The organism is Flavobacterium sp. PLA-DH12 (assembly GCF_059511845.1).
Genome location: NZ_JCAMPD010000008.1, coordinates 25,245 through 39,280, shown reverse-complemented (window position 1 = coordinate 39,280; position 14,036 = coordinate 25,245). Strand labels below are relative to the sequence as shown.

The 14,036-nt window shown below is 33.5% G+C and carries 15 protein-coding genes; 11 read left to right on the top strand and 4 right to left on the bottom strand.

Annotation, left to right across the window (positions count from 1 at the left end; all coding sequences use genetic code 11):
- Positions 1–65 precede the first annotated feature (65 nt).
- The 3 genes from def to mazG all read left to right on the top strand — a co-directional run bounded on the left by def (position 66) and on the right by mazG (position 2,071).
- Positions 66–656 (top strand): peptide deformylase, encoded by a 591-nt coding sequence (gene def / locus AC5ZCW_RS16025; RefSeq protein ID WP_008462650.1) that lies wholly within the window; start codon positions 66–68, stop codon positions 654–656.
- Between the two features lie 60 nt (positions 657–716).
- Entirely contained in the window at positions 717–1,202 is a 486-nt protein-coding gene (locus AC5ZCW_RS16020) for a DUF5606 family protein (RefSeq protein WP_095930921.1), read from the top strand.
- Positions 1,203–1,300: 98 nt separating this feature from the next.
- Entirely contained in the window at positions 1,301–2,071 is a 771-nt protein-coding gene (gene mazG / locus AC5ZCW_RS16015; RefSeq protein WP_496120817.1) for a nucleoside triphosphate pyrophosphohydrolase, read from the top strand.
- On the opposite strand, the gene AC5ZCW_RS16010 is transcribed toward mazG, so the two are convergent.
- Positions 2,068–2,751 carry a Crp/Fnr family transcriptional regulator gene (locus tag AC5ZCW_RS16010; RefSeq protein WP_496120816.1) on the bottom strand — a complete coding sequence of 228 codons (684 nt, stop codon included), beginning with the start codon at positions 2,749–2,751 and terminating at the stop codon, positions 2,068–2,070. The genes mazG and AC5ZCW_RS16010 overlap by 4 nt on opposite strands.
- Positions 2,752–2,953: 202 nt before the next feature.
- Here AC5ZCW_RS16010 and AC5ZCW_RS16005 point away from each other — a divergent pair, with 202 nt between their 5' ends.
- The 8 genes from AC5ZCW_RS16005 (at position 2,954) to AC5ZCW_RS15970 (ending at position 11,577) form a co-directional block, all read left to right on the top strand.
- Positions 2,954–5,341 (top strand): heavy metal translocating P-type ATPase, encoded by a 2,388-nt coding sequence (locus tag AC5ZCW_RS16005; RefSeq protein WP_496120815.1) that lies wholly within the window; start codon positions 2,954–2,956, stop codon positions 5,339–5,341.
- A gap of 114 nt (positions 5,342–5,455) precedes the next feature.
- Entirely contained in the window at positions 5,456–5,647 is a 192-nt protein-coding gene (gene ccoS, locus AC5ZCW_RS16000) for a cbb3-type cytochrome oxidase assembly protein CcoS (RefSeq protein ID WP_095930917.1), read from the top strand.
- Between the two features lie 2 nt (positions 5,648–5,649).
- Positions 5,650–7,836: a cytochrome-c oxidase, cbb3-type subunit I gene (gene ccoN / locus AC5ZCW_RS15995; protein WP_177210149.1), complete on the top strand. Its 2,187-nt coding sequence runs from the start codon at positions 5,650–5,652 to the stop codon at positions 7,834–7,836.
- Between the two features lie 7 nt (positions 7,837–7,843).
- On the top strand, positions 7,844–8,038 hold the full coding sequence (locus tag AC5ZCW_RS15990; RefSeq protein WP_202001081.1) for a cbb3-type cytochrome oxidase subunit 3: 195 nt from the start codon (positions 7,844–7,846) through the stop codon (positions 8,036–8,038).
- Between the two features lie 2 nt (positions 8,039–8,040).
- A complete protein-coding gene (locus tag AC5ZCW_RS15985) occupies positions 8,041–8,979 on the top strand; it encodes a cbb3-type cytochrome c oxidase N-terminal domain-containing protein (RefSeq protein ID WP_496120814.1) in 939 nt (312 codons plus the stop codon).
- A gap of 10 nt (positions 8,980–8,989) precedes the next feature.
- Positions 8,990–10,408, top strand: a complete 1,419-nt coding sequence (gene ccoG, locus AC5ZCW_RS15980; RefSeq protein ID WP_343543593.1) for a cytochrome c oxidase accessory protein CcoG — start codon at positions 8,990–8,992, stop codon at positions 10,406–10,408.
- A 12-nt stretch (positions 10,409–10,420) separates the two neighbouring features.
- Entirely contained in the window at positions 10,421–10,870 is a 450-nt protein-coding gene (locus AC5ZCW_RS15975; RefSeq protein WP_343543591.1) for a FixH family protein, read from the top strand.
- Positions 10,871–10,875: 5 nt separating this feature from the next.
- Entirely contained in the window at positions 10,876–11,577 is a 702-nt protein-coding gene (locus AC5ZCW_RS15970) for a sulfite exporter TauE/SafE family protein (protein WP_496120813.1), read from the top strand.
- A 21-nt stretch (positions 11,578–11,598) separates the two neighbouring features.
- Here AC5ZCW_RS15970 and hemN read toward each other — a convergent pair whose 3' ends face one another.
- The 3 genes from hemN to AC5ZCW_RS15955 all read right to left on the bottom strand — a co-directional run bounded on the left by hemN (position 11,599) and on the right by AC5ZCW_RS15955 (position 14,014).
- Positions 11,599–12,963, bottom strand: a complete 1,365-nt coding sequence (hemN, locus tag AC5ZCW_RS15965) for an oxygen-independent coproporphyrinogen III oxidase (RefSeq protein WP_343543587.1) — start codon at positions 12,961–12,963, stop codon at positions 11,599–11,601.
- 120 nt (positions 12,964–13,083) lie between these two features.
- On the bottom strand, positions 13,084–13,560 hold the full coding sequence (locus tag AC5ZCW_RS15960) for a hypothetical protein (RefSeq protein WP_496120812.1): 477 nt from the start codon (positions 13,558–13,560) through the stop codon (positions 13,084–13,086).
- Between the two features lie 106 nt (positions 13,561–13,666).
- Positions 13,667–14,014 carry a hypothetical protein gene (locus AC5ZCW_RS15955; protein WP_496120811.1) on the bottom strand — a complete coding sequence of 116 codons (348 nt, stop codon included), beginning with the start codon at positions 14,012–14,014 and terminating at the stop codon, positions 13,667–13,669.
- Positions 14,015–14,036 lie beyond the last annotated feature (22 nt).

Here is a 14,036-nt window from a genome sequence, read left to right as displayed (position 1 = left end):
TTGCCAGCTGAAATATCAGAACTTTAATTCTGTTTTTACAGCACATAAAACATAAATAAAAACAAATGATTTTACCAATTGTAGGATACGGTGATCCTGTTTTAAGAAAAGTTGGACAAGATATTACACCAGAATATCCAAACCTAAAAGAAACGATCGCAAACATGTACGAGACAATGTACAATGCGTATGGAGTTGGACTTGCTGCACCGCAGGTTGGACTGCCAATTCGTTTGTTTGTGATAGATACAACGCCTTTTAGTGATGATGAGGATCTTCCTTCAGAGGAACAAAAAGATTTGAAAGGTTTCAAGAAGACTTTTATCAATGCTAAAATCGTTAAAGAAGAAGGAGAAGAGTGGGGATTTAATGAAGGCTGTTTGAGTATTCCAGATGTACGTGAAGATGTTTACAGAAAACCTACAGTTACAATCGAATATTGCGAAGAAGATTTCGTTATGAAAACGGAAGTATTTGACGGATTAATTGCAAGAGTTATCCAGCACGAATATGACCACATTGAAGGAATCTTGTTTACAGATAAAATTTCATCTCTTAAAAAACGTTTAATCCAAAAGAAATTGAAAAATATTACCGAAGGAAAAACGTCTCAGGAATATAGAATGAAGTTTTTTGCAGCTAAAAAAGCAAGATAAGTTTTCTAAATACTTAGAAACAAAAAATAAATAAAATTCTTAATACTAATTTTAATAAAAATGAATTTAACGAAAATTTTAGCCATTTCAGGAAAACCAGGTTTATACGAATTGAAAGTTCAAACTCGTACAGGTTTTGTGGCGGAATCATTAATTGATGGGAAGAAGATTACTGTAAATCTAAAAAGCAATGTAAGTTTATTGTCTGAAATTTCGATTTATACTTATGAAGGCGAAAAACCGTTAACTGAAGTAATGCAGCAGATTGCCGTTAAAGAAAACAAAGGTCAAGCGATCTCTCACAAAGAAGACAACGCTACTTTGTCTGCATATTTTAAACAAATTCTTCCTGACTATGACGAAGAAAGAGTTTACCCATCAGATATCAAAAAAGTATTAAATTGGTACAACACGCTTCAAGCAAAAGGTTTAGTAACAGATTTAGCTCCAGCAGCTGAAGAACCAAAAGAAGAAGCTCCAGTTGCTGAAGAAAAACCAAAAAAAGCGCCAGCAGCTAAAAAAGCAAAAGCTAAAAAAGAAGAATAGTAATTTTTCTTTAAACATAAAATAATCCTGTTGAGATGTTTTCTTGACAGGATTTTTTAATTTTACAGAATCGAGTTTAAATCATAAGAAACTTCAAAATGAATAGAGAAAACCAGTTAAAGGCATTTGATAGATTATTGAATATCATGGATGAATTGCGTGAACAATGTCCGTGGGATAAAAAGCAAACGTTGCAGACCTTGAGACATTTGACAATTGAAGAAACTTACGAACTGGGAGATGCTATTCTGGATAATGATTTAAATGAAGTAAAAAAAGAATTGGGAGATTTGCTTCTTCATATTGTTTTTTACGCCAAAATAGGCAGTGAAACCAATGATTTTGATATCGCTGATGTCTGCAATGAAATCTGCGAGAAACTAATTCATCGTCATCCTCATATTTATGGTGATGTCAAAGTGGAAAACGAAGAAGAAGTAAAGCAAAACTGGGAAAAACTAAAGCTTAAAGAAGGTAAAAAATCAGTTTTGGAAGGTGTTCCAAGAAGTCTTCCTGCTTTGGTTAAAGCAAGCAGAATTCAAGATAAAGTAAAAGGAGTGGGTTTTGATTGGGAAGAGCCTCATCAGGTTTGGGATAAAGTCCAAGAAGAATTACAAGAATTGCAAGACGAAGTGAAATCTGGAAATCAAGATAAAATCGAAGACGAATTCGGAGATGTTTTGTTTTCTATGATTAATTACGCTCGATTTTTAAATGTAAATCCAGAAGACGCTTTAGAAAGAACCAATAAAAAATTCATTAAACGTTTTCAATACTTAGAAAGTAAAGCAAATGAATTAGGAAAACCATTAATGGATATGACACTTACAGAAATGGATGTTTTTTGGAATGAAGCTAAAAAGCTTTAATTGTCCGCTAATTTCTTTAAAGCGCGAACGTCTTTAAGCATGATTTTTTTACCAACCAATTCTATTAATCCCAATTTATTAAAATCAGATAATAATCGAATACAGCTTTCGGTAGCAGTTCCAATAATACCTGCAAGTTCTTCTCTTGTTAGTTGAACTTTAAGTGTTTTGTCAGCATCTTCGCCAAATTCATCATGCAGGTGCAGTAACGTTTCAGCAAGTCTCTGCTTAACTGTTTTTTGGACTAAAGCAATTTTTTCATTTTCAGATTCCTTTAAATCTTCGCAGACAGACTGCATCATATTTAAAGAAAACTGATTGTTGCTATTAAAGAAATTGATGATTTCTGTTTTAGGAATAAAACAAACTTCCATGTCTGCGATTGCTTTTGCAGTTAAATTTGCTGGCTCATTGCTAATCATAGAACGCTGTCCAAGAAGTTCACCAGATTTGACCAATTTTACGATTTGATCTTTTCCGTTCGCACTCAATTTTGAAAGTTTTCCAACACCGTCTTTTACACAGAAAACACCATTGGTTACTTCGCCTTCTTCAAAAAGAGCTTCACCTTTTTTAATTTTATAAGTCGTTTTACTGCTGGCTAATTTAATAACTTCTTCTTTATTAAGGGCTTTTAATGAGCTTAGCTGGCGTACAATGCATTGATCACATTTATTCATGACAATATTTGTTTGCTGCAAAAATAAACTTTTTTAAGGGTTTTAACTACCATTGTAAGGTAAAATTATTATAAATTAGGGCTAACTCTAATCGGGGCTTCTTATTTTATAAATTTAGGAATCCGATTTCAAAATAACATGACAATTATCATCTTAATAATTGTGCTTTAATTGGAAATTTGCATCAAATAAAAACAAGTTTATGAGGGAGCAAAGTTGTTTTCATTGTGGTTTAACTATTGAACAAAATGAAGAAATTGATTTTGATGATAAGAAGTTTTGTTGCACAGGCTGTAAAACAGTTTACGAAATTTTCAGTATCAACGATCTAACATCTTATTATGATTTTGAAAAGTCTCCGGGAGCCACTCCCCAAGACATCAAAGGGAAATATGATTTTTTAGAAAATGAAACTATACTAGCAAAAGTTTTAGAGTTTCAAGAAGGAAACACATCAATTGTTTCACTTAATATTCCGCATATCCATTGCAGTTCTTGTATCTGGATTTTAGAAAATCTTCATCGTCTTCAGTCTGGAATTAGTACTTCTCAAGTTAATTTTCACGAAAAGAAAGTTAGAATTACCTTTAATTCTGATGTCGTTTCTTTAAAAGAGATAGTTTACCTCTTAAGTTCTATAGGTTATGAACCTTACATTAGTTTAGAAAATTACGGGTCCGCAAAAGCTAAGATAGACAGAAGTCTAACGTATAAACTTGGTGTAGCATTTTTTTGTTTCGGAAACATCATGCTGCTTTCATTTCCGGAGTATTTCGAAATGAAAGAATTTTGGCTAGATAGCTACAAACCGTTTTTCAGATTACTTATTTTTCTTTTAGCATTGCCAACTTTTTTATACTCAGCGAGCGGATATTATGTTTCTGCTTATCATAGTATTAGAACCAAAATGCTTAATATTGATATTCCGATTGCTTTAGGAATTATCGTGATGTTTATTCGTAGCACATACGACATGCTGATGGATCACGGTCCAGGATTTTTTGACAGTTTGGCCAGTTTGATATTTTTTATGCTTCTTGGCAAAATGTTTCAAATTAAAACGTATAGTTTTTTAAGTTTTGAGAGAGATTTTAAATCCTATTTTCCAATTGCAGTTACTAAAATCAATAAAGATGCTTCTGAAGAAAATGTAGCCATTTATGATGTTCTAAAAGGAGATCGATTGTTGATTAGAAATCAGGAGCTTATCCCTGTTGATGGAATTTTAATTAGCGAAAGCGCCGAAATAGATTATAGTTTTGTTACGGGTGAAGCAGTGCCAATCACAAAAAAGTCTGGAGATAAAGTATTTGCTGGAGGAAAACAGATTGGAAAAGTTATAGAAATGGAAGTTTTACATTCCGTTTCTCAAAGTTATTTAACTCAATTATGGAGTAATGAAATTTTTCAGAAAAAAGTAGACCAGAAACACAAAACCATAACAGATGCGATAAGCCGATATTTTACCCCTATACTATTGCTCATTGCATTTGCTGGTTTTGGTTATTGGATTTTTATAGATGCTAATACAGCTTTTAATGTTTTTACGGCCGTCCTTATCGTAGCTTGTCCTTGCGCGTTGGCTCTGACTGCTCCGTTTACTTTTGGAAATATATTGCGTATTTTGGGTAAAAAGAAATTTTACTTAAAAAATGCTGTTGTGATTGAGCAGCTTGCTAAAGTTGATACTATTGTTTTTGATAAAACAGGAACTATTACAACCAACAAAAAGTCGAATATAATGTATGAAGGAAATCCTATTTCAGATTCAGATATTGTGTTGATTAAAAATGTATTGCGCGGTTCAAACCATCCGTTAAGCAGAATGCTTTATGATTTTCTGCCGGAAACTAAGCGTATTAATGTAGAAGACTTTCAAGAAATTACTGGAAAAGGTATTTTGGCGATTGTTGAAAGTAAGGAAATAAAAATAGGATCTGGACAATTCGTTGATGATATAGTTGCGGATGGTTCAGAAATTGAAAAAACTGCATTACACATTAAGATAGGTGGCACTTATTTTGGAAAATACACTTTCCAAAACCAATATAGAGAAGGTCTGGAGAAACTTTTTGTAAGTCTAAGTAAGGACTATCAAATCAAAGTGCTTTCTGGTGACAATGATGGCGAAAGATCAAATTTGGAAGCCATTCTGCCAAAAGGTACTGAGTTGATATTCAATCAAAAACCCGAGCAAAAACTAGAATACATAAAGAAACTTCAGGAGAATGGACAAAATTTAATGATGGTTGGAGATGGGTTAAATGATGCTGGAGCATTAGCACAAAGTAATGTTGGGATTTCGATATCAGAGAACGTAAATGTCTTTTCGCCTGCATGTGATGCCATTTTAGATGCAACAGAATTTTCGCGTCTCAATTACTTTTTAAAGCTTTCTCACAAAGCTATTTTAATTATAAAAATGAGTTTTGGATTATCATTGCTCTACAACGTTGTTGGACTTGCGTTTGCGGTTACAGGAAATTTACTTCCATTGGTTGCGGCAATCATTATGCCGTTGAGTACAATTACGATTGTAAGTTTTGTGACTTTTATGTCTAACTATTTCAGTAGCAGAAATTTAGAATGATTATAAATTATTAGAGAAGATATTTTATTAAATTTAACATAACTAATCTTCTATGATAATTATCATATTTTATGCGCCTTTAACAAGCTAATTTTGTTAATATAAATCCAGGGTATGAGTGTTATTTATCTATTAATTTCAGTAAGTATTTTTGTGGCAATCTGTTTCTTTATTGCCTTTATCGCAGCTGTCAAATCTGGGCAGTATGATGATGATTATACACCTTCAGTCAGAATTCTTTTTGATGACGAAACCAAAATTAATTCCCAAAATAATAATTCACCAATCGAAGAAAAACAAGTATAATTATGGAAATGGAACAGTTTTATTACGACAACAAAATTGTAAAAAAATTCATTTACGCCACAATACTCTTTGGTGTTGTGGGTATGTTAGTGGGACTTACCTTAGCGGTAATGTACCTTTTTCCCAACATGACAGATGGGATTCCGTGGCTGAGTTACGGACGATTAAGACCGTTACACACTAATGCAGTTATTTTTGCCTTTGTGGGTAATGCCTTCTTCGCTGGTATGTACTACTCGCTACAAAGATTGCTAAAAGCCAGGATGTTTAGTGATTTTTTAAGTAACCTTCATTTCTGGGGATGGCAGTTGATTATTGTCGCTGCAGCAATTACACTTCCGTTAGGTTATACTTCTTCTAAAGAATATGCAGAGCTAGAGTGGCCAATTGACATTGCAATCGCTTTAATTTGGGTTGTAATGGGGATTAATATGATTGGTACAATGTTACGTCGTAGAGAGCGCCATTTGTATGTTGCAATCTGGTTTTATTTAGCAACATTTGTAACAGTAGCCGTACTTCATATCTTTAATAATATCGAAATTCCGGTTTCAGCTTTAAAAAGTTACTCAGTGTATGCAGGTGTTCAGGATGCACTTGTACAATGGTGGTACGGGCACAATGCGGTGGCATTCTTCCTTACAACTCCATTCTTGGGATTAATGTATTATTTCGTTCCAAAAATTGCAAACAGACCTGTTTACTCTTATAGATTATCTATTATTCACTTTTGGTCTTTAATCTTTATCTATATCTGGGCGGGACCACACCACTTATTATATTCTGCATTGCCAAACTGGGCTCAGAATTTAGGGGTTGCATTCTCAGTAATGTTAATTGCTCCATCTTGGGGAGGTATGATCAATGGTCTTCTTACATTAAGAGGAGCTTGGGATAAAGTTCGTGAAGAACCAGTTTTAAAATTCTTTGTAGTAGCGATTACGGGTTACGGTATGGCAACTTTTGAAGGTCCGATGTTATCTTTAAAAAATGTAAATGCTATTGCGCACTATACTGACTGGATCGTAGCGCACGTTCACGTAGGAGCTTTAGCTTGGAACGGTTTCATGTCATTTGGTATTATCTATTGGCTGATTCCAAGAATGACAAAGTCGGAGCTATTCTCTAAGAAATTAGCAAACTTCCATTTCTGGATTGGGACTTTAGGTATTATTGTATATACAATTCCGTTATATGTAGCTGGTTTCCAACAAGCATCAATGTGGAAACAGTTTAATCCAGATGGTACTTTAACTTATGGTAACTTCCTTGAAACGGTAACAGCTATTATGCCAATGTATTGGATGAGAGCTATCGGAGGTAGTTTGTATCTGATTGGTATGTTGACATTAGTTTACAACATTATCATGACAGTAAAAGCGGGTAATACAATTGAAGATGAATTGGCTCAGGCTCCAGCTTTACAAACAATAAAAAGCAGTAGATTAAGTGGAGAGAAATTCCACTCATGGTTAGAAAGAAAACCAATTCAATTAACCATTTTAGCAACAATTGCGATTTTAATTGGAGGTATAATTCAGATTGTGCCAACGATTATGGTAAAATCAAATATTCCGACAATTTCAAGTGTAAAACCATATACACCGTTAGAGCTTGAAGGACGTGACTTATACATTAGAGAAGGTTGCGTTGGATGCCACTCACAGTCAGTTCGTCCGTTTAGAAGTGAAGTGGAACGTTATGGAGTACAATCAAAAGCGGGTGAATTTGTTTACGACCATCCATTCTTATGGGGATCAAAACGTACAGGACCAGACTTATTAAGAGTAGGTGGTAAGTACAATGATAACTGGCACTTTAACCACATGTGGAATCCTCAAAGTACATCTGCAGGATCAATAATGCCAGGTTATAAATGGTTGTTTGATAACAAACCGATGGACATTTCATTGACTCAGAAAAAAATGCAGGCAATGATTTCTTTGGGAGTGCCATATACTCCAGAAGAAGTTGCAAATGCGCAAAGAACATTAAGAGAGCAGGCTGTTAAGATTGAAAAAAGCTTAGAAAGCGATCCTGATTTTGTTAAGAGTTATGAAGACAGCCGTAAAAAAGCTGCTGCAAAAGGCGAGAAGTTTATTCCGATGAACGAAAGAGAAATCGTTGCTTTGATCGCATATATTCAAAGACTTGGTACTGATATTAAAGTAAAAGAAACTTCAAAATAACAGCATTATGTTTGAACAAATAAAACACAATATGGAAACAATATCGGGTATAGAAATTTACCCGATTATTTCCCTCTTGATTTTCTTCTTATTCTTTGTAGGATTAGGCATTTGGGTATTCTCTTATAGAAAAGAAAAAATTCAAGAAATGAGTAATATACCTTTAGATGAAGGACTTAGTGTAATCACAAAAGATAGATAAAAATGAAAAAGTTTTTCCCAGTATATGTTAGAGTACCGTTGATTTTCTTCATCGTATTTGCTTTGATGGAATATTTTATAGACTCAGGCGATAAACCAGCTTTTATAAAATTCCCAATGGTTTCGCTCTTTTTATTTGTCTTTTTGTTTATTCTGATTGCAATCGAAATTACGCTTAGTGCTGTAAATCGAGTAATGTTCCAATTATTGTCACCAGAAGAGAAAGCGCAAAAAGAACTTGAAGAAAGTTTAAGCTTCAAAGAAAGTACTTGGTTCAAGAATCTAATGCATAAATTGACTAAAACAGAGCCAATTGAAAAAGAAGGTGACTTATTGATGGATCATGACTATGATGGAATCAAAGAGTTAGATAATAATTTGCCGCCATGGTGGGTATATTTATTCTATATCTGTATCATTTTTGGAGTAATTTATGTTGTTCGTTACGATGTTTTAGGAGCTGATGATCAAGAAATGGAGCTGAAAAAAGAATTGGCTCAAGCAAAGATTGACGTTGCAGAATACATGAAAACAGCGCCAGATTTAATGGACGAAAAAACAGTTGTTTTACTAACAGATGCACCAAGTTTAGAGGAAGGTAAAACAATCTTTACAACCAATTGTGCAGCCTGTCACCGTGCAGATGCTGGAGGACAGATTGGACCAAACCTTACAGATGATAAATGGATCTTAGGCGGAGGGATTAAAAATCTATTCCACACTATCACAAATGGGGGTAGAGACGGTAAAGGGATGATTGCTTGGAAAGGAACCCTTAAGCCAAAAGAAATACAAAAAGTGGCAAGTTACATTCTGTCTTTACAAGGAAGTAATCCTAAAGATCCGAAAGAAGCAGAGGGAGAAGTTTGGGTAGATGATAGTGCTCCTAAAACAGATGCAGCCTCTTCAGCCCCAAAAGATACTACAGAAGTTAAAAAATAATTAGAATATCATGTCAAATTTACCAGACGAAGCTTTTAGAGATACCATCGGAACAATAGATGAAGGTGGGAAACGAAAATTTATATTTCCTAAAAAACCGTCTGGTAAATTTTATGAATATAGAAAAATTGTCAGCTATGTTTTATTGGCAATTTTATTCATAAATCCTTTCATTAAGGTTAATGGGAATCAGTTTATGATGTTCAACATCTTGGAACGTCGTTTTAACATATTTGGATTTCCTTTCTGGCCACAGGATTTTTATCTCTTCGTAATTTCAATGCTTGTCGGCGTTGTATTTATAATATTGTTTACTGTTGTTTTCGGAAGAATATTTTGCGGATGGATCTGTCCCCAGACGATTTTTCTTGAAATGGTTTTCCGTCGTATCGAATACTGGATTGATGGTGACCGAGGTTCTCAGTCTCGTTTAGCAAGAATGGAATGGAATGGTGAGAAAATTAGAAAACGAGTTTTAAAATGGACTATTTTCTTTCTTATCTCTTTTCTTATTGCCAATGTCTTTTTGGCTTATTTAGTAGGAAGCGATACTTTGTTCTTAATGATAGAGCAAGGGCCTATTGCTCAAGCTAGCAATTTTATTGCACTGCTTATATTTACTGGAATTTTCTATTTTGTTTTTGTATGGTTTCGTGAACAGGTTTGTATTATAGCTTGTCCGTACGGAAGATTGCAGGGAGTTCTTTTAGATAATAAATCGATAAATGTTGCCTACGATTTTGTGCGTGGAGAGAAAGAAGAAGGACGTGCAAAATTCAAAAAAAATGAAGATAGAGCGTTAACTGGAAAAGGCGACTGTATTGATTGTCTTCAATGCGTTCATGTTTGCCCGATGGGGATTGACATTAGAAACGGAACGCAACTTGAATGTACAAACTGTACAGCTTGTATTGATGAATGTGATCATATTATGGAATCTGTAGGATTGCCAAAAGGTCTTATTCGCTATGCATCTGAAGATGAAATTGCAAAAAAAGAACCTTTCAAATTTACAGCAAGAATGAAAGGTTATACGGCAGTTTTGTTTATTTTATTGAGTATTTTTGTTGGTATGCTGTTTTTAAGAACAGATGTTCAAGCAGTTGTTCTACGTTTACCTGGTCAGTTGTTCCAACATGACGGTGAAAAAATCAGTAATGTTTACACCTATAAGATTGTAAACAAAACTATGAAAGATTACAACGACATTCATTTTGAATTAATCGATCAAAAAGGTGAAATAAAAAATGTTGGTAAAAGACATTTTAAAGTTCCAAAAGAAGGAATTTCTCAAGGAACATTGTTTATCGAAATTGATGAAGTTTTATTAGAAAGTGATAAAACTAAAGTAAAAATAGGAGTTTATAATGGTTCTGAACTCATAGAAACTACATCAACAAATTTCTTAGGACCACGCAGTTTTAATTAAAACATTTACATCATGAAATTTAATTGGGGAACAGGGATTGTCATTGCATTCGGCTTGTTTATGACATTTATTTTATATTTTGTTTTTGAAGTGCAATCAAACTCTAAATATGATAATGATTTGGTTGTAGAGGAATATTACAAACATGATACACACTTTCAGGAAGAAATGGCAAGAATTCAAAATGCACATGACTTACAGCATAAGCCATCAATCAAGTATACAGAAAATGGTGTAGCAGTAATTTTTCCTGCAGGATTTGAAAGTGATAAAGTGAAAGGAAATATTCAATTATACAGACCTTCAAATAAAAAATTTGATTTTAATACTCAAATAGCTTTAACTAATTCAGAAATAATTATTCCGCAGAAAAAATTATTAAAAGGACGTTGGGATGTTAATATGGAGTGGCAGTACGAGGGCAAAAAATATCTCACTAAAGAAGTTATTTACGTAAATTAAAAAAAATGTTATTCTCTGCTTTCTTTTTAGGATTAATCAGTAGTCTGCATTGCGTTGGAATGTGCGGGCCAATTGCCATGATGCTTCCTGTAGATAGACAAAATGAAGCTAAAAAGGCAACGCAGATTATGACGTATCACTTAGGGCGATTAACAGCTTACTCAACAATTGGATTGATTTTTGGATTACTGGGAAGAGGTTTTTTTCTGGCAGGATTACAGCAGAAAATGTCGATAATTATTGGGGTAATCATGATTATTGTGGTTTTGATTCCTGAAAAAAAAATTGCTCAATACAATTTTTCTAAACCAGTTTATAAAATCATTTCAAAAATTAAAGCCAATCTAGGAAGTCAGTTTAAAAATAAGAGCTATAAATCGCTGTTTACTATTGGCCTTTTAAATGGATTTTTACCATGCGGAATGGTCTATGTTGCATTATTTGGAGCAATTGCAATGCAAAGTGCTGGTTATGGTGTGCTTTACATGCTTTTATTTGGAATAGGAACCATACCTCTAATGACAGTTGTAGTTTATGTCAACACATTATTAAAATTGCCTTTCAGAAACAAAATCCAAAAGGCAATCCCTTATGTTGCGGTTATAATTGGAGTTTTATTTATCCTTCGCGGATTAGGTTTAGGAATTCCTTATATTTCTCCTTCAAACATGAGTTTGTTTGTACAGCAGACTCCAAACTGCCACTAGAAATAGGTTTAAGATTTTAAATTATACAGTCATCGAAAACAGATTTGTTTCCGGTGACTTTCTTTTTAGATGCAAATCAAAAGCCATGCAGATATTGCGGACAAAAGGTCTTCCTTCTTCTGTAATCTTGATTTTATTATTTTCAATAACAATTAAATTATCGTTTTCTATTTCTTTTAAAGCTGTTAAAGCTTCTGGAAGTTCCGTAAAGTTTAAAGATTCGTCAGTCCAGGAAGTTTCTAATTCGCACGTTAAATTCAGAATATGTTTTCTGATGGTTAAATCTTCGTCAGTTAAAATATGGCCTTTTACAACAGGAAGTTTACCTGAATCTAAAATTTCATAATATTCTTCAAGGTTCTTCGTGTTTTGAGCGAAACTATACCAGCTGTCGCTTATTGAAGAAACGCCTAAGCCAATCATAACTTGAGTTTTAGACGCACTGTAACCCATGAAATTTCTATGCAGATTTCCGTTGTGAGCAGCTTTGTATAAACTATCATCTGCTAAGGCAAAATGATCCATTCCAATTTCGTGATATCCGTTTTGAATAAGGAGTTGTTTACCAATTTCATACAACTTTCTCTTTTCTGCATCTTTTGGAAGATTTTCGTCATTAAAACCGCGTTGTCCGTTTCCTTTTATCCAAGGCACATGCGCATAGCTGTAAAATGCCAGTCTATCTGGTTTTAATGAATTGGTTTTTTCAACCGTATCAACAACATCTTCAATAGTTTGAAATGGAAGGCCAAAAATAATATCGTGTCCAATAGAAGTATATCCAATTTCTTTTGCCCAAAAAGTAACTTTGGCAACATTATGAAATGGCTGAATTCGATTAATTGCTTTTTGAACTGTGGCAGAATAATCTTGCACTCCGAAACTTACTCTGCGAAAGCCTAAATCATATAATTTTTTAAGTTGTTCGTGAGTAGTGTTATTTGGATGTCCTTCAAAACTAAATTCGTGGTTTTCTGCTCTTACAGCATGATCAAAAATTCCGTTAATAAGACATTCTAAATTTTCTTTTGAAAAAAATGTAGGGGTCCCTCCACCTAAGTGGATTTCTTTAATTACGGGTTTTTCAGGAAGTAAATCACAATACATTTTCCATTCTTTCAAAACAGCCTGAATGTATTTTTCTTCTACTGAATGATTTTTGGTAATGCGCTTATTGCATCCACAGAAAGTACACATACTCTCACAGAAAGGAAGATGAATGTATAAACTTATTCCGTTCTTTGAATTGCTTTCAGAAAATGATTGCTTTAAAGTAGTAATCCATTTTTCTGCAGTAAAGTCTGCTTCATTCCAGTATGGAACTGTCGGATAACTAGTATATCTTGGACCTGGGACATTGTACTTTTGAGTCAAAGAAATTTTCATAATGACGGATTTAGTTTACATCAAAATTAAAACTTTAGGCTAAGACATAAAATGACAAATATCATGAAACTTGTAAATAAAAAGAGGCCCAAAATTGAGCCTCTTTTCTGAATTAAATAACTAACGTGATATAGAATCTTGGATGATTTTAAGCCATTTTTTCGCAAACTGATGATCTTGATAGACACTAATCTGTTTGATGCGGTCGTCATCAAAATCATAGAATGGAATTATTAATTTTTTAGATGTTTCTTTTTCTTGAAATTCAAAATCTATTTTCATAATAGTATCTGAGCCGGCGTCCGTTGTTGGAATTAACTTGCATGAAGAAATAGTATTCAAATCGACATAAATTGATTCTTGCTGATTTGGATTGAAATTCATCAAAATAAATTTATTGTTTTTCTGATCAATCGTTAAAGTCTTATTGTTGATTGATTCTGTCAAGTCAAAATCCTCTGGATGAGTGGGATTGAATCTTTTTTTAATATTTAAAATTCTTGATTTGCTTGCAGCTGATGAACGTGCAGAAAAATAAATTGGGATAGCAACAATAATTAAAATTACAATACCCATTATTGTGGTAGTAGTTTCCATAAAGTTTTAATGTAATAAATAAATGATATGCAAAACAGTTTTCGGCTTGAAAACGGCTATGTAAGTACAGAAGAATTAATTCTTCTAAAGAAAATCAAGTATTTATTTACCAGAAAAAATGGAAAGCATAGAGTATGACCGAAACTTTTTTACTTTGAGTTGTAAAGAGTTTAGTATATGCTGTAACAGATGTAACGGTTTGATGCTGCGGGATCAGCGGTAAAAGAGTATCAAAACATTTAATTATTCCCGTTGGATTTGTTTTGATGTTTGCTGCAAATTGGTAGCTTCCTTGTGGCTGTATAAAAGCAGACGAATCAGGAATGTCTTTGCAGAAGTTAGTATCGGATTTTTCCGTTTCGATTACGCGTACAGAAGTTTGGTCTGCTTGATAAGCAAACAATCCTGCGAGCAAAAGCGTAATAAAAATAACGGTTTTACGAATCCAATTCATGTCGGCGAATTTAAGTCATAAA